Below are 16,571 nucleotides of genomic sequence, written 5' to 3' on the forward strand. Positions count from 1 at the left end.
GGAAATTCAATGATAACTAACTATAGTTTTCAAGAATATAATAAGTTATGATCTTTAAAAATAGTTCTAAGTCGAAACTCACATTAGCTTTTATTTCGATCGTCATAACTTTTTTTGTTTGGCAACAAGGCTTAAGAGACAGTTTAAATAGACCGTCTGTTTCATTTGATATTAGTCAAAAAGAGCAAGAAATTGCTGAATTATCTGTCCAATCAATACCTGTAAAGCTTAAAAAATTTTTTATCATTAATGATCCTGTTGATCAGATAAATAAAGCACTCTCTGATGTCTCATTTGAAGAGCTAACAGAAAGAAATAAATTAATTCGAATAATCACTTCAGAATCAAATGATTCTTTAATTTATAAAAATATATCCAAAGATTTTAAAGATAAAAACTTTGAATTTCTTATTGATGAGATAGAAAAAAAATCTAATAATAATTCATATAAAGCAAATCCAGATAAATTTGATTTATTTAAAGGTGATAGATTTTTATATCACCTTTTAAGCAGGAAATTTGATTTTGACGATAGTGCATTAATAACAAAATCATTTTCAAGAAAAATGTTTTTTAAAATATTAGCCATAAGATTAATTCCACTTTTAACAATACTTATTGGCTCTATTCTGGCTTTAAAAATATTATGGAAAACCATATCTTTGAAAAAGTTTGGTTGGAAAGAAATTAAATCCTTAGATTTAGAATTAGTAGATATGGTTTTATTAATTGCAGGTGGATTTGTTGTTTTAGGAGAAGTGGTATCACCTTTGTTTTCTATTAGTTTGGTTGAACTTTTTTCTAAAAATATCTCTAATGAATTGTCTCAATCTTTAAAAATTTTCTTTGGATATCTTTTTATGGCTATTCCGCCATTATGGATAGTTTTTTATCAAATTAAATCCTTGAATGGTGAATTTACTTTTAAAAAGGATTATTTACAGTTCAATATCTTGCCAATAAAATATGCAATTATTCAGGGAATTAAAGGTTGGTTAACAATTGTTCCTTTTGTTTTATTGATCTCTCTGATTATGAATAGTCTGATCGATAATCAGAATGGTAGTAACCCCTTGCTGGAAATTGTTCTTAATAATAATAATTACTTATCATTTTTTTTATTATTTGTAACAACAACTCTATTGGCTCCTTTATTCGAGGAGATTATATTTCGCGGTATTTTACTGCCAACTCTTTCAAGAGATTTTGGAGTAATTTCGGGTATCATAGTTTCTGCTTTTATCTTTGCATTAGCTCATTTAAGTTTGGGAGAAATGCCACCGTTATTTGTTCTAGGGATCGGATTGGGAATTACAAGAATTGCTTCAGGAAGTTTGTTCTCTTCAGTGATTATGCATTCTTTATGGAATGGATTGACTTTCTTGAATTTGTTCTTATTGAGGACATAAAGAACTTAATTTTTTACTTGCGAATCAAACAAAAAGATGTTTATTTAATTAATAACGCCTCTTTCATTTAAAAATAAATCATAGATGAAACCTTATGGGAATCAACTTAATTTTAAAAAAAAAGTTTCAAATGAAAGTAAAAAAAATTTCGAAAAAATATCCATAATCAATATCAAATTAATACATCTAATTTTCGATACTATTAATATCTCTCTATTGGTATTAATTTTTACCTTATTTTTCTTATCTTTTGATAGCCAAAGAAAATGGTCAAATACATATAAAAGCTTATCTAAAACAAGAGCTATCAATAATAATCTCATTGATTATATTTCTAAAATTGAGGAAATTTATATTAGCGAACTTGAGTCTCTCAATATCTATAGAAAAACAAAACCTGAAGATTTAATCTATCTCGATAAACTAGTAGAAAAAAAAGAAAGTTTATTTAAAAAAAATTTAAGTAGTTTTATTGAAGGTTTTATAGATAGCAAATATCAAAAGGGATATTGATGAAAAAATTCAAAAAAATTGTTCGTCTAACACCCCTTGATCAAAGAAGATTTAAATTTATTTATGTTTTTAGTTTACTACTAATATTTTGTTTGTTTGGTAGGTTAGTTAAATTGCAAGTCTTTAACGCATCTGATTTGCAAAGGAAAGCTAGATTAATACAGTCTTCTAAAACTAACGCCTTAAAAAAAAGGAGATCAATTGTTGATAGGAATAATAGACTAATCGCTTACGATAAACCTCTCTACAAATTATGGGCCCATCCAGAATATTTTAATTTTCCGGGTGATTCAATTAACAGAGTTCGCAGTATTGAAGAAGTTACAAAAAAATTGTCATCTATCTTGGATATTAATGATGAAATACTCGTAGAAAAATTTAATAATAAAATGAGTGGTATTAAGATTTTAGATAAGATTTCTGAAGAAAAGGCAGAAAAGATTAAGAATCTTCAAATAAGCGGACTTGATTTGTTTAAATATTCGCAGAGATATTACCCCCAAGGAGAGCTTTACTCTAATCTTGTAGGTTTTGTTAATGATGATAATAAAGGTTCAGCAGGTTTAGAGCTTCATTTAGATAATCAAATTAAAGTTTTTAATAAAAGTAATTTAATAAAAAGAGGAGGAGATGGAACTCCTTTACCGGATAATTCGGCCCCAGGTGATTTTATTTATGATTACAAAAGTTTAGGACTAACTATAGATTCAAAATTACAGAAAGCGTCATTCAATGCATTATCAAAGCAAGTAAGCGAATGGAAAGCAAAGAAGGGATTTGCCATAGTTATGGATGTTAATAATGGTCGGATCCTCTCCTTGGTTACTGTCCCATCATATGATCCAAATAAATTTTGGCAGTATGATTCTGAACTCTTTAGAGGCTGGTATTCTCAAGATTTATTTGAGCCTGGTTCAACTTTTAAACCTATTAATCTTGCCTTGGCGTTAGAAGAAAAAGTAATCCAGAAAGATGGATTAGTTGAAGATATTGGGCAGATTAAGGTTGGAGGATGGACACTTTCGAATTGGGATAAAAAAGGTAATGGATACATTGACTATCCAAAAGTATTGCAAGTTTCAAGTAATGTTGGGATGGTAAAAATAATGCAAAATCTAGACCCCACAATTTATTGGGATTTGTTACAAAACTTAGGTATAAATAAAAATTTAGAGACTGACTTATTTGAATCAACTGCTGGCCAACTAAAGAGAAAAGATTTGTTTGTAAATCAATCAATTGAGCCTGCCGTGACTTCTTTTGGCAAAGGATTCTCAATCTCGCCACTTAAATTGGTTCAACTTCATGCGGCTTTAGCAAATGGGGGTTTTGAAGTGACTCCACATGTAACCGCAACTTTCAAGGAAAGAATTAATAAAAATCCAAAGAAACAATTTTTTTCATCGGATGTCTCTAAAATTGTTCTTGAATGGATGGAGAGTGTAGTTGATAAAGGTAGTGGATCTGGAGCAAAAATTGAAGGATATAGGATAGCGGGGAAAACGGGTACTTCTCAAAAAGCCATAAATGGTTCGTATACAAGTAAAAAAGTTTGTAGTTTCGTAGCAACCTTACCAGTTAATGATCCTAAATATGCTGTCCTCGTAGTTGTTGATGAGCCATCTAAATCATATGCATATGGTTCAACTGTTGCAGTACCAGTAGCGAGAGAAATTATCGAGAGTTTGATAGTTATTGAAAAAATACCTCCTAATATTAAAGATCACGGAATGATTGTTAAAAAACCCTAAAAATTTCCATTTTTATAAATATTTAGTACATTATCTGATGATTTCATCAGGAATAAAAGCTAGTTTATGTATATGTATGATTATCTAGATATGAAATCAATTTTAGAACAATTGTCCTCAATGACCGTTGTTGTCGCTGATACTGGAGATTTAGATTCGATAAAAAAATTTCAACCAAGGGACGCCACCACTAATCCATCGCTAATACTTGCTGCTGCTAAGAACCCTGATTATGTGAAGTTAATTGATAAAGCTTTAGAAAGTTCAGAAAATGCATTGCCCCAAGGATTCTCTGAAATTGAACTAATTAAAGAAACTGTTGACCAAGTTTCAGTATTTTTTGGAAAAGAAATATTGAAAATTATTTCAGGGCGTGTATCTACAGAAGTTGATGCAAGACTGAGCTTTGACACTGAAGCTACAGTAGAAAAAGCAAGAAAATTGATCAATCTTTATAAAAATTTTGGAATTGAAAAAGAAAGAATCCTAATTAAGATTGCCGCAACTTGGGAGGGAATAAAGGCAGCTGAAATTTTGGAAAAAGAGGGTATTAAGTGCAACTTAACTTTACTTTTTAACTTCTGCCAAGCTGTAACTTGTGCCAATGCAAAGATAACTCTGATTTCTCCTTTCGTTGGCCGTATATTAGATTGGCATAAAGCAAAAACTGGTAAAACTAGTTTTGTTGGTGCTGAAGACCCTGGTGTTATTTCAGTTACACAAATATACAACTACTTTAAAGAAAAGGGATTCAAGACAGAAGTCATGGGAGCGAGTTTTAGAAATCTTGATGAAATAAAAGAATTGGCAGGTTGCGATCTTTTAACAATCGCACCAAAATTTCTTGAGGAACTTAAAAAAGAAAAAGGAGAGTTAGTTAGAAAATTAGATGTAAGAACCCAAATAAATAATTCTATTGACTACGAATTTGAAGAAAAAGATTTCAGATTAAGTATGTTAGAAGATCAAATGGCAAGTGAAAAGCTTAGTGAAGGCATCACTGGATTCAGTAAGGCTATAGAAGAATTGGAAGAGTTGCTGCTAAAGAGATATTCAGAGATTAAAAATCATAAATTGATTTCTGCTAACTAAATTTAAGTTCGAATTGAAAAAGAATTAAGTCCCACTTTTTGTTAAAAGTCTTCTTATGACTCTTTTTGCAATATCTTCATAACTCATTTCTCCTGATAATATTTGAGCAATACGTTTAGGTGCTGTTTTTCTTTTTACACCTAATTGATATCCAGTTCTGGGAAATCTATAAAAAACTTGGGCTATTCTCCTCCCCCAAGCCATTGATTTCCCCCATATGTTGTTAATTTTTTTCGTATAAAGATTTAAATCATCTACCCTACCTAATAGGCACTGATCTATGTATTCTGCAGCATAAAAACTGCTAATTAAAGATGGTCTAATTCCTTCAGCTAAAAATGGATCACACAGAGATGCTGCATCTCCAACCGCTAAAACTTTGTCACCATTAATTGAGTGGAAGCCATTCCATATTCTCAGTTTCTTACTAATTGTTTTATCGGGAAAATCATCAAAACCGAAGCTTCTGATAACTTGTTTATTTATAGCCTGATTTTCTAAGAGACCATTATTTATAAAAGTACCTAAACCAATATTTAAGCTTTCTCTTAGGGGGAATGCCCATGCAAAACCATATTTTATAAATCCAAACTCAAATCTAACTGCATCGCTAGGTATTTCACCTAACCCTTTCAATCTTAATGAGATTGTGTTAGCAAATTTCGGATTTCTTGGCCCTAAATTGAAATAACTCGCCCATTTCGATTGGGACCCATCTGCAATTACAAGAAATTCTGCAATATATTTTATTTTGTTATTGCAAGTAATTTCCCATTTATCATTTTTTTTTATGATTTTATCTATCAATAATGATCTCATTATCTGGGCTCCATTACTCAAGGATTCATCAAGTAATAATTGATCGAGTTTTTCTCTTTTAATAATCCAAAATGGGGATTCACCAGTGAGATCAGCAGTTACATTATCTGCAGCCTTCCATCTGAATTCAACATTTTTAATTTTTGATTCTATGGAATCTGTTATGTCTAAAGGGAGAAATTGTTGCATTGAAGATGCCATCCCACCTGCACATGGTTTGTAATCTTGGAATTTTTCTTTTTCAATAATTAAAACGGAATAACCTTTCTTTGATAGGTTAAGAGCAGTGGAAGATCCTGATAAACCTCCACCAATTATTACAACGTCAAATCCTATCAAACTTTTAGAATTTCCTTTTCTTTCTCAGACAATTTAGTTTCTATTAAAGCAATATATTTATCAGTAATTTTCTGAATTTCAGATTGATTATCTCTCGATTCGTCAATAGAAATAAGGCCATCTTTTTCGTCTTTTTTTTCTTTATCAACTGCATCTCTTCTGATATTTCTCAAAGCCACTTTTCCTTCCTCTGCATATTTAGAGGCTAATTTACAAAATTCTTTTCTTCTTTCTTCTGTTAAAGGAGGAACATTTATTCTTATTACTTTCCCATCATTATTTGGAGTAATACCTAAATCACTCATAGAAATAGATTTCTCTATCGCTTGTAAACAAGAAATATCGAAAGGTTGTATTGAGATTGTTTGTGAATCAACAGTGCTTATAGACGCAAGTGATTTGATTGGTGTTTCTGCTCCGTAGTATTCAACACTTATTCTGTCTAACAGGGAAGCATTAGCTCTGCCTGTCCTAATTGTATTAAAGTTTCTTTGTGTGGCTTCAATACTTTTATTCATATTTTCTTGAATTTCTTTTTCTTTCATGATTAAAAAATTAAATAATCTTTAGCTAATTAAAGAGCCTATTGACTCACCTGCAACAGCTTTAGAAATGTTCCCTTTTTTGAATATATCAAAAACCATAATTGGGATATTATTATCTTTGCAAAGTGCAATCGCAGTACTGTCCATTACTGCTATTTCATCACTAAGAACTTGTTGATAACTGAGAGAGGAATATTTTTTTGCATCTTTAAATTTATTTGGATCACGATCGTATACTCCATCAACTTTAGTAGCCTTCATAACAACTTCAGCGTTTATCTCTGCTGCCCTCAAAGCTGCCGTAGTATCAGTTGTAAAAAATGGATTTCCGCATCCACCCCCGAAAACTACAACTCTACCTTTTTCTAGGTGCCTCATGGCTCTTCTTCTGATGTAGGGTTCGGCAATTTCCTGCATTTCGATTGCTGTTTGCACTCTGGTTGCAACTCCTACTCTCTCAAGACCATCTTGGAGTGAAATTGCGTTCATTACTGTTGCCAGCATTCCAACATAATCAGCCGTCGCGCGATCCATTCCGTCTGCAGATCCTTTAAGCCCTCTAAAAATGTTTCCACCACCCACAACTATTGCAAGTTGTATATTATTTTCGACTACTTTTGAAACATCCTCTGCAATTGACTGAACTATAGCAGGATCTATACCATATGGTTTTTCACCCATTAGTGCTTCTCCACTAAGTTTTAAGAGAACTCTTTTGTAAGTCATTCAATAATTGTACTTTTAAGACATTAGCAAGTAAATGTACCAAATTTATTTTTTGTTCAGATATTGCTTGCGTCTTTAAACATTTCTAAACTTGCCTTAAGAGTATTAAATTAAAATTTGTTTTAATTAGAACTCAACGCACTTTTGTGCTTTTATTCCTTGTTCTTTGAAAGGATGTCTTATAAGCTTCATTTCTGTAACTAAATCAGCGTAATTGATCATTAAATCAGATGCGCCTCTTCCAGTTAAAACAATATGATTTTTTCTATTATTTAAACTTTTTAAAAAGGTAATTATTTCTTCTGAAGCTAGATAGCCAAGTTTTGTGGCTACATTAACTTCATCAAGGATTATAAGTTTATAAGATTCATTTTTAATATATTCTTTGGCTAGTTCCCATGCTTCCTGAACTAATTTTTCATCCCTAATTCTATCTTGCGTCTCCCAAGTAAATCCTTCTCCTAATGAATGCCAAGATATGTCTGAAGAGAAATTCTTAAGTGCTTTTTCTTCTCCAGTGGTCCATCCCCCTTTAATAAATTGTATTATTGCAACTTTATGACCGTGCCCTATCGTCCTTAATGCCATTCCTAAAGCTGCAGTTGTTTTACCTTTACCATTCCCAGTGAAAACTATCAATAATCCTTTTTTGTTTTTTCTGATTTGTAGTCTTTCAGCTTGAATATCTTTTCTTTGTTGCATCCTTTTTTTATATGAGCTCTCATCATTCTCTGGCGATAGTTTACCTCCCATACCAAGCTCTTTAGCTTGACTGTCAAGACTAAATATCTTCTCAGTGGGAAAAGGTTCTTCTTGCATAACAATCTAATTTTATTAAGTGATTATAAATCTTTAAATACTTTTAGATCTCTTAACTTTTAAAAGTGCATTATTAACTGCCTGTTGTTGATCTCTTTTAGTAATCCAGTGGTGATAAGTTTGAGTATGTAGGCTAACCGAATGTCCCATCATTCTTGCAGCTACAGTATCAGGTAAATCATAAAAGATTGTTCTAACTGCCCAAGCATGCCTAAGATCGTAAGGTTTTATTTGTAAAGAGTAACGCTTAAACTGATCTGTAATTTTTTTTCCAATTTTCTGTAAGGTTGTAATCTTTAGATCCTTGTTAATATTTGGCAGTAGTTCTGGATTTTCACCAAGTTTTGATAATTCGAACTTTTCTACCCATTCAGGATGAAATGGCCAAACTTGATGTTCCCCTGTTTTAGTAGTAGGTAAAACTCTTATAATTTTGTCTCCAAAACTTGTTAAAGAACTTAAATCGCAAAAAAACACTTCATGATTTCTTAATCCGTATGTGGCCATTAAACCAAAAACAAATTTCCAAGATTTATTAGGTATCTTCGCCCAAATAATTTCTATTACCTCGTCTGTTGGGAGATCCCTAAATCCTGCTTTATTTAAACCATATCCTCTAGAATTTAGTTTCCAATCTTCTGGAAGTTTAATTTCCAAAAACTTAGCTAAAACACTTAGAGAAGTCGCGCATTGTTTCCTACTTCTGCTTCCTTCCTTATAACTTTCAAGTGTTTTTTGAAATATTTTTTCTAAATCTTCACTGCCATATTCACTATAAATATTAAGGACTCTTTTCAGATAAGGTTTGTAAGAACTTCTCCAAGTAGTTTTTCTAGTACTGCTTAAATATTCACTTTTGCTTTCTTTAAAAAAGAATTCTTCAAATTGATTCAATCTATTTGGAAATTCAAAGTCATTTTTCCCCCCCTTTTTACTTGGGTTAACTATCCAATTAATCCAGTCAAATTGATTTAATTCCAGTTGCAAATTGATTAATTGTAATTTTTTCTTAGCCTCCTCTAATCCAGAAATATCAGCTTTTAAACCAAGAGATATTCTTTGAATTTTAAAGTTATTCTTATCTTCTTTTAAAGGAAGTGAACCTCGTATATTTAATTTCCCCCCCCTTTTTTCAATTCTTAGTTTGCTCCCTTGAGTAGCAAATTTATCATTGATATTATTTATTTCCTGAATTACGTTCATTTATTTATATAATTGAACTTATAATGACGTTTTTAATGTTGATTTTCAATCTCCATAAATTTTAAATGGATAAAGTAGGCGTCTTACTAATGAACTTAGGAGGGCCTGAACGTATTAATGATGTAGGTCCATTCTTATACAATCTTTTTTCTGATCCAGAGATAATCAGGACCCCTTTCCCTGCTTTCCAAAAGCCTTTGGCTTGGTTAATTAGTACGCTTAGAAGTACTACTTCTCAACAGGCTTACCTTTCTATAGGTGGTGGATCTCCTATAAGAAGAATAACTGAACAACAAGCAAGAGAATTGCAATCTAAATTAAGAGATAAAGGGTTGAATGCTACTACCTATATTGCCATGAGGTATTGGCATCCTTTTACAGAATCAGCAATAGCTGATATGAAAGCAGATGGTATCGATCAAATTGTAGTACTACCTTTGTATCCACATTTTTCAATCAGTACAAGTGGTTCAAGCTTCAGGGAATTAAAAAAATTACGAGATTCAGATAGTGATTTTAAGAAAATCCCGATGAGATGTATAAGAAGTTGGTTCAGTCAATCAGGTTACTTAAAATCAATGGTTGAATTGATTTCAGAGCAAATTTCACTTTGTGAATCACCTTCTGAAGCTCATATATTTTTTACTGCACATGGAGTTCCTAAGAGTTACGTAGAGGAAGCAGGAGACCCATATAAACAACAAATTGAAGATTGTTCTTTATTAATAATAAATGAGTTAGAAAAATATTTAGGTCATAGCAACTCTTATACACTTTCTTATCAAAGTAGAGTTGGCCCAGTTGAATGGTTGAAGCCTTACACAGAAGAAGTGTTAGAGGACCTGGGAAGTTCCAAAGTTAATGATCTGATTGTGGTACCCATAAGTTTTGTTGGGGAGCATATTGAAACATTGCAAGAAATTGATATTGAATATAAAGAAATTGCTGAAAAAGCTGGAATAGTAAACTTTCGTAGGGTTAAGGCTTTAAATACTCATCCTACTTTTATTGAGGGTCTTAGTGATCTAGTAGTTTCTTGTTTAGAAGGGCCTCTAGTTAATATTGAAGAGGCTTCACAGTTGCCTGAAAAAGTTAAACTTTACCCTCAAGAGAAATGGCAATGGGGTTGGAATAATAGTTCTGAGGTTTGGAATGGAAGAGTTGCCATGATAGTTTTCCTCATACTTTTTATAGAACTTATTTCTGGTTCTGGTCCGTTACATAGGCTAGGAATTTTATAAAGATCAACTTATAATTTACCTTGAAAAAATTTGAATTTATTGAAAGATTTTTGAATTAGTTTCTGACATTACATTTCTAAATGAGGCAAAAGTTTTTGATTAAGTTTAATATTTATAGTAATTATTGAATTTCTTTAGTGACTCTTACTTCGAGATCCTTTTCAAAAGGTAGTTCAAAAAATGAAAACCCAGTTTGGATAACTGGTGCAGATGCACTAATGGATTCTCTGAAAATTCATGGGGTAAAAGTTATATTTGGATATCCTGGAGGAGCCATACTACCAATATATGACGCAGTTCATAAAGCAGAACAGGATGGTTGGTTAAAGCACTATATGGTTAGACATGAACAAGGAGGTTCTCATGCGGCTGATGGATATGCAAGATCTACGGGTGAAGTAGGAGTATGTTTTGGGACTTCAGGGCCAGGTGCAACAAATTTGGTTACTGGAATAGCAACTGCTCAAATGGATTCAGTCCCTCTTGTAGTTGTTACAGGTCAAGTTCCAAGACCTGCTATTGGGACTGATGCTTTCCAAGAAACTGATATTTTTGGTATAACTCTTCCAATTGTTAAACACTCATGGGTAATAAGAGATCCTGCAGACATCGCAAAGGTTGTTTCAGAAGCTTTTTTTATTGCCTCTTCTGGTAGACCTGGCCCTGTGTTAATTGATATACCCAAGGATGTAGGTCAAGAATTCTTTAATTACCAAAGAGTTTTACCCGGTGAGATTATTCCTAAGGGATTTAAAAGAAATGGCGATATAAATAATTGTGATATCAAAAAAGCGATTAAATTGATAGAAGGGTCTGAAAGACCTCTTCTTTATGTCGGTGGTGGGGCAATATCTTCAGGAGCTCATGATGAAATAAGAATATTGGCTAAGAATTATCAAATACCAGTAACTACAACATTAATGGGAAAGGGTGCTTTTGATGAAAAAGATAACTTATCGGTTGGAATGTTAGGTATGCATGGAACTGCTTACGCAAACTTTGCAGTTACAGAATGTGATCTTCTAGTAGCTATTGGAGCTAGATTTGATGATAGGGTGACAGGAAAATTAGATACTTTTGCTCCTAATGCTAAGGTCATTCATATAGATATTGATCCAGCAGAAGTTAATAAAAATAGGCGTGTAGATGTTGCAATTGTATCTGATGTTTCAAAAGCTGTTCGCAAAATTAATGAAAAATCTCTCAATAGCAAATTTGCTTTTAAGACTAAGAACTGGTTAGAAAAAATAGATTTTTGGAAAAATAAACACCCTTTGTATGAGCCACCTGAGAAAGGAGAAATTTATCCTCAGGAAGTTCTTTTAAAAGTAAGGGAACTTTCACCTGAAGCTTATATAACTACAGACGTTGGACAGCATCAGATGTGGGCTGCTCAATACCTTAGAAATTCTCCAAGAAAATGGATTAGTAGTGCAGGATTAGGAACTATGGGTTTTGGATTACCAGCGGCAATTGGAGTAAAGGCTGCCTTACCTAATTCAAATGTTATTTGTATCGCAGGAGATGCAAGTGTCTTAATGAATATTCAAGAATTAGGAACATTATCTCAATATGGATTAAAAGTAAAGTTGGTCATCATAAATAATCGCTGGCAAGGGATGGTAAGACAATGGCAGGAGAGTTTCTACGATGAAAGATATTCCTCATCAGATATGAGCTGCGGTGAACCTGATTTTGTGAAACTTGCGGAATCTTTTGGAGTTAAAGGTTACTTAATTTCTGAAAGAAAACATTTGCAGAATGAATTTAAAAATGCGCTTGAACATGATGGCCCTGCCTTGATTAATATCCTTGTAAGAAGAGGTGAAAATTGTTATCCAATGGTTCCTCCAGGTAAAAGTAATGCTCAAATGGTTGGATATGTTAATTGTGAAGATTAATTTGTTTTAAATTCGTCATTTTAAAAAATTAACTTTAAGATAATTTAAAAACTTAGATATTACTGAATTGAAAAAATTATCAAAAATTTTTATTATTATCTGCTTTATTGTTCTAAATCCTGTAATAGTTAACTCGGCTGAAATCCTTCAAATTAAAAGTTCAAATACTATTTTGGTGGGGGACCAAAATAGGAATTTAACTATTGGATTATTTTGTGTAGACGTAAATGAAAATGATGAGCTTAAAGCAACTAATTTACTTAAGAGTGAATTTCCAAGGGGAAGCAAAGTGAAAATAAAACCTTTTGGTTTCAAAGAGAATGTTTTGTTAGCAAAAGTTTTTAATATTAAAGGTACTAAGGAGATGACAGAATTATTAGTCGCTAAAGAGTTAACTAGTAAAATTTGTTCAAGTTAACTTGGCTCTATGAACAGATAAAATTCCATTGCCTCGAGATTGTTTTGCTCCTTCTCCAGGAATTAAATTCATTTTTTAATTTGTATGTGCATAAATTGGAGATGTTTATATTTGTATTAGGGATATTTTCATTTACAAGTTGTCTATAGGCAGATCTTTTAAGATTAAGTTGATTTAAGTATTGCTCTTTGAAGTGATTTGAATCACTAAAACAAAGATCTTTTTCAGTTTTAGTTAAATTGATTTTTATGTTTATGTTTTCTGCCTTTCTATAAAATTCCTTGAGTGTCAATTTATCAACTAGATAATGTTCCTCTGAAATCGCTGGCCCTATCGCAACAAGTAAGTCATCTTTAGATGTCCCAAAATTATCGAAAATTTTAACAAGATTTTTTATTATTTTTTTTTCTAAACCCTTTCTTCCACAATGCAAGGCTGCAACATTTCTTGTCCTTTTATCTGCAAAAAATATTGGCATGCAATCAGCGGTATAAACCCATAAGTTTTGATTGTATTTATTACCGAAAAGACAATCTGCATCAGTCTTATTCCCTTCTTGCGAATGTGATCCAAACACTATCACATCACTGTGAATTTGATTGGAAACACAATTTATATAATTTTCATTAAAGTGATTCCCTAATAATTGCAGAAATTTCTCAGAGCTAGACTTCGTAAAGTATGCATGTTTGAAATTATTATCACTCAGGATAGGTGATGAATAATACTCAAATTTCTTGTTTTGAATAAAAATTTCAGCTTTTGAGAAATTTATTTCTTTATAAGATATAGTTCCCGCTCCTAAACTTAATTTATGAAATTAATTCAATATCTCTCAAGATCCAGAATCCTGCAAATTTTTCGATATATGGCGTTGACTGTATGGCAATAAATTGATAACCAAAAGAATTTTTTTTATTCTCTAAAAACTTTGTGCTCAATATGTTTGCATCTTTTTCTGGCAAATCTGTAACGAGCCACTTATCGTTTTCTGATGCTTCAAGTATGAGTTGGTTCTTATTGATGACTAATTTAATAGGTTCTAAGCAACTGAACCATGCAGAAAGTGCTAATGATCTATCTTTGCTAAAAAGTCTTAATCCTGGTACTAAATAATTATCATCTAAATCTTGATTAATTGGGAAAATATCTCCAAATTCCATAGGCCAATTTTGTGCTGATTTTAATTCGCCAATTGATATTTCAGAGATAGTTAAAGCATCACCTCTCACTGCTTCTGGTAAAGGTTGAGGAGGGGTTTCCATTTTTGAAGTAAAAGTAGGAGCTAATACACCTCTTACATAACCTTTTTCATTTGGATAAATATCTTTTTCGAGAAATTCGATTCTATCGAATAAATCGTAAGTTCTCCTACTTACAAGAGCATCAATACTTACGGCCTCTAGAGATTTCTTAATGATCGATTTCATTGAAGACCTCCAGAATCGAACTATTGAAGGTTTCGCCCACCCTTGTTTTTTTGCTTCACTTATTGCTTCATTTAGTGCCTTTGTAAGCCATACTGAATTAACTTCATTGGCAGGACATTTTTTATTCCAAAGAAAAATATCTTCTGTCTTAAAATTCTTTGTAGAGCAAATAATTAACTCCCACCTTTTTTTTCCATTTGATTCAATAATTGGTCTTGAGTAAAAGTCTAATTCCCAATCTGAAATTTTTAATTTAAGACTTGACTCCATTTTTTTATTGATGTTCATTTATCTTGTTCTTTTTTGTCGAAGAGGGCTTTAGTTTTTAGTGCTCTCTCTGTGGCTTCTTGCATAACTTTTTGCTTATCAATAATTAATTCTCCCGCTGAGTTTTCTAGGAGTGCTGTATTGAGACCAATGCGACCTTTTTCGAGGTCAATTTCAGATATTAAAGCTTTTATAATTTCCCCTTCTCTAAAAACTTCTCTTAAAGAACGAATCGATCCATTTGTTAATGAGGATTGATGTAGAAGTCCACTAGCTCCACCTAATTCAATAAAAAAGCCATATGGTTTTACAGCTAAAACTTCTCCTTCAATTAATTGACCTACTTCTAGACTTGTAAGTTTAGAAACTAATGATGCTTTCTTTTCAGAGAGAACTAATTTTCTGGACTCTGGATTCACCTCAAGAAATGCTACTTTTAGAGTTTTTCCCACAAAAGATTGATAATCTTGACCATCTTCAAGCTGGGATCTTGGGATGAATCCTCTCAATCCATCCACATCACATGTAAGCCCACCTCTATTAAATCCATTAATTAAAACGTCAATTAATTCTCCATTTTTTGCAGAACTTGATACTTTTTCCCAACTTTGTCTGAGAATTAATGCCCTAGCGCTCACAGTTACCATCCCATCAGCATTTTGTTCTTTAATAACCAAAACTTCCATTTCAAGACCTATAGAAAACTTTTCTTTAAAGTTAGTTATGACGCCCAAACCACACTCTTTTTTGGGCATATAACCAGGCGCTTTCCCACCAATGTCAACATATAGTCCATCACTTTCGACTGCTATAACCTTCCCTGTAATTGTTTCTCCTGTGGCCCCAATTGGCTCATTTGCATTTAAAGCCTCCAAAAAAGCATTTTCGTCAAAATCGAATTCATCAACTGTTCTTTCTAATTGAAAATCTGTGTTTTGCTCAGAAAAATTAAGGGGTCTATTTAGGTCTTGTTGAGAAATATCAGAAGCCTCATTGTTTTCATTACTGTCCACAATTTCTTTTACTGGATCATCTTTAATTATTTGAGGTTTGATTGCGATATTCTCTTTTTTAATTTCTTCTTGCAAATTGGTTTGTTTATTATCTTTTTCTTGAGACTTTTTTTGAGTATCTCTCTTGCTTATGCGAAGTACCTGAAGAGGTTTTTTATTGCCCTTTGGTTGGATATTATCTTGGGCATTTTTATTACTGACTCCCATCGTAGGTAAAATAAGGATAATTAATTATTAACATACTCTAAATGTTAGTACTCAAAATTAAAATTAATGAACTTTAAACCAATACCTAATAAATTTGAATACTTAAATTGGCAAGAAGTTGAGAGTGTTGCAAAAAACAAAAGATCAACAGTGATTTGGCCATTCGGAGCTGTTGAGCAACATGGGCCGCATTTGCCTCTTGCTACAGATAGTATTTTTGTTGATGAAATTATTAGTGAAGTTTTTAAATTACTCCCTGCCGATATTCCATTAAAAAAACTGCCCACTCAATATATTGGTTTTTCTCCGGAACATAAGGGTTTTGCCGGGACAATTTCACTGACCTCAAATTTAATAACATTAATGATTAAAGAAGTTGGAGGTCAGTTATCTGAAATGGGTTTTAAAAGATTGATATTGATTAATGGACATGGCGGTCAAATTTCACTACTAAATACAGCTGCAAGAGAGCTAAGGAGTTTCGCACCCGAGATGGCAGTTTTCCCTTGTTTCTTATGGAGTGGTGTTATTGGATTAAGTGAATTGTTAACAAAAACTGAAATCCAGGATGGGCTTCATGCTTCTTTAGCTGAAACAAGTTTGATGCTCGCTTTGAAGCCAGAATTAGTAGGTGATGAACGCCCAAATGAGGGCATGAAAGGACAAATTCCAGAAGGCTGGAGTCTAGAAGGGAATGCGCCTACTGCTTGGCTTACTGACGACTTCAGTAAATCAGGTGTTATTGGAGATAGTAGAGGAGCAAATGAGTCTTTAGGAAAAAATTTAAAGGAATTATTGATTAATCATTGGTTCAAATTGATTATGAATCTGATGCAATCAGATTGGCCAAACAATTCTTAAATAAGTTTAAGTAAAAA

Annotated in this window: 16 protein-coding genes; 8 read left to right on the plus strand and 8 right to left on the minus strand. The window is 32.3% G+C overall.

Translation table 11 applies throughout. The features are described 5' to 3' along the window. Positions 1 to 47: 47 nt before the first annotated feature. The 4 genes from HA140_RS02770 to tal all read left to right on the plus strand — a co-directional run bounded on the left by HA140_RS02770 (position 48) and on the right by tal (position 4,765). Positions 48 to 1,409: a CPBP family intramembrane glutamic endopeptidase gene (locus HA140_RS02770; protein WP_209039629.1), complete on the plus strand. Its 1,362-nt coding sequence runs from the start codon at positions 48 to 50 to the stop codon at positions 1,407 to 1,409. An 84-nt stretch (positions 1,410 to 1,493) separates the two neighbouring features. After that, entirely contained in the window at positions 1,494 to 1,922 is a 429-nt protein-coding gene (locus tag HA140_RS02775; protein WP_209039630.1) for a hypothetical protein, read from the plus strand. Continuing rightward, positions 1,922 to 3,673: a peptidoglycan D,D-transpeptidase FtsI family protein gene (locus HA140_RS02780; RefSeq protein WP_209039631.1), complete on the plus strand. Its 1,752-nt coding sequence runs from the start codon at positions 1,922 to 1,924 to the stop codon at positions 3,671 to 3,673. The genes HA140_RS02775 and HA140_RS02780 overlap by 1 nt, the downstream gene beginning before the upstream one ends. A gap of 90 nt (positions 3,674 to 3,763) precedes the next feature. Further along, the gene (tal, locus tag HA140_RS02785) at positions 3,764 to 4,765 is read left to right on the plus strand and encodes a transaldolase (protein ID WP_209039632.1); all 1,002 of its coding nucleotides are present in this window, start codon (positions 3,764 to 3,766) and stop codon (positions 4,763 to 4,765) included. 24 nt (positions 4,766 to 4,789) lie between these two features. Here tal and HA140_RS02790 read toward each other — a convergent pair whose 3' ends face one another. The 5 genes from HA140_RS02790 to HA140_RS02810 all read right to left on the minus strand — a co-directional run bounded on the left by HA140_RS02790 (position 4,790) and on the right by HA140_RS02810 (position 9,216). After that, complete coding sequence (locus tag HA140_RS02790; RefSeq protein WP_209039633.1) at positions 4,790 to 5,923, minus strand: NAD(P)/FAD-dependent oxidoreductase; 1,134 nt, start codon at positions 5,921 to 5,923, stop codon at positions 4,790 to 4,792. After that, positions 5,920 to 6,468, minus strand: coding sequence for a ribosome recycling factor (gene frr, locus HA140_RS02795; RefSeq protein WP_209039634.1), 549 nt, complete (start codon positions 6,466 to 6,468; stop codon positions 5,920 to 5,922). Before frr ends, HA140_RS02790 begins: the two co-directional genes overlap by 4 nt. A 21-nt stretch (positions 6,469 to 6,489) precedes the next feature. Beyond that, positions 6,490 to 7,194, minus strand: a complete 705-nt coding sequence (gene pyrH / locus HA140_RS02800) for a UMP kinase (protein WP_209039635.1) — start codon at positions 7,192 to 7,194, stop codon at positions 6,490 to 6,492. Between the two features lie 126 nt (positions 7,195 to 7,320). Then, the gene (gene cobO, locus HA140_RS02805) at positions 7,321 to 8,013 is read right to left on the minus strand and encodes a cob(I)yrinic acid a,c-diamide adenosyltransferase (protein ID WP_209039636.1); all 693 of its coding nucleotides are present in this window, start codon (positions 8,011 to 8,013) and stop codon (positions 7,321 to 7,323) included. 33 nt (positions 8,014 to 8,046) lie between these two features. Beyond that, a complete protein-coding gene (locus HA140_RS02810; RefSeq protein ID WP_209039637.1) occupies positions 8,047 to 9,216 on the minus strand; it encodes a site-specific integrase in 1,170 nt (389 codons plus the stop codon). 65 nt (positions 9,217 to 9,281) lie between these two features. On the opposite strand from HA140_RS02810, the gene hemH reads away from it, so the two are divergent. From hemH to HA140_RS02825, 3 genes are all read left to right on the plus strand, one after another. After that, positions 9,282 to 10,457 carry a ferrochelatase gene (gene hemH / locus HA140_RS02815; protein ID WP_209039638.1) on the plus strand — a complete coding sequence of 392 codons (1,176 nt, stop codon included), beginning with the start codon at positions 9,282 to 9,284 and terminating at the stop codon, positions 10,455 to 10,457. A 137-nt stretch (positions 10,458 to 10,594) separates the two neighbouring features. Further along, complete coding sequence (ilvB, locus tag HA140_RS02820; protein WP_209039639.1) at positions 10,595 to 12,358, plus strand: biosynthetic-type acetolactate synthase large subunit; 1,764 nt, start codon at positions 10,595 to 10,597, stop codon at positions 12,356 to 12,358. Between the two features lie 67 nt (positions 12,359 to 12,425). Further along, positions 12,426 to 12,776 (plus strand): hypothetical protein, encoded by a 351-nt coding sequence (locus HA140_RS02825; RefSeq protein ID WP_209039640.1) that lies wholly within the window; start codon positions 12,426 to 12,428, stop codon positions 12,774 to 12,776. A 7-nt stretch (positions 12,777 to 12,783) separates the two neighbouring features. On the opposite strand, the gene pgeF is transcribed toward HA140_RS02825, so the two are convergent. The 3 genes from pgeF to HA140_RS02840 are packed head-to-tail and all read right to left on the minus strand — an operon-like array spanning position 12,784 to position 15,693. Continuing rightward, positions 12,784 to 13,566, minus strand: coding sequence for a peptidoglycan editing factor PgeF (pgeF, locus tag HA140_RS02830; protein ID WP_308788989.1), 783 nt, complete (start codon positions 13,564 to 13,566; stop codon positions 12,784 to 12,786). Between the two features lie 22 nt (positions 13,567 to 13,588). Further along, the gene (locus tag HA140_RS02835; RefSeq protein WP_209039641.1) at positions 13,589 to 14,494 is read right to left on the minus strand and encodes a Tab2 family RNA-binding protein; all 906 of its coding nucleotides are present in this window, start codon (positions 14,492 to 14,494) and stop codon (positions 13,589 to 13,591) included. Then, entirely contained in the window at positions 14,491 to 15,693 is a 1,203-nt protein-coding gene (locus tag HA140_RS02840; protein ID WP_209039642.1) for a S1 RNA-binding domain-containing protein, read from the minus strand. Before HA140_RS02840 ends, HA140_RS02835 begins: the two co-directional genes overlap by 4 nt. A gap of 66 nt (positions 15,694 to 15,759) precedes the next feature. On the opposite strand from HA140_RS02840, the gene HA140_RS02845 reads away from it, so the two are divergent. Further along, the gene (locus tag HA140_RS02845) at positions 15,760 to 16,554 is read left to right on the plus strand and encodes a creatininase family protein (protein WP_209039643.1); all 795 of its coding nucleotides are present in this window, start codon (positions 15,760 to 15,762) and stop codon (positions 16,552 to 16,554) included. The last annotated feature ends 17 nt before the right edge of the window (positions 16,555 to 16,571 follow it).

The sequence above is a fragment of the Prochlorococcus marinus CUG1417 genome (genome assembly GCF_017695975.1).
GTDB lineage: Bacteria > Cyanobacteriota > Cyanobacteriia > PCC-6307 > Cyanobiaceae > Prochlorococcus_A > Prochlorococcus_A marinus_AG.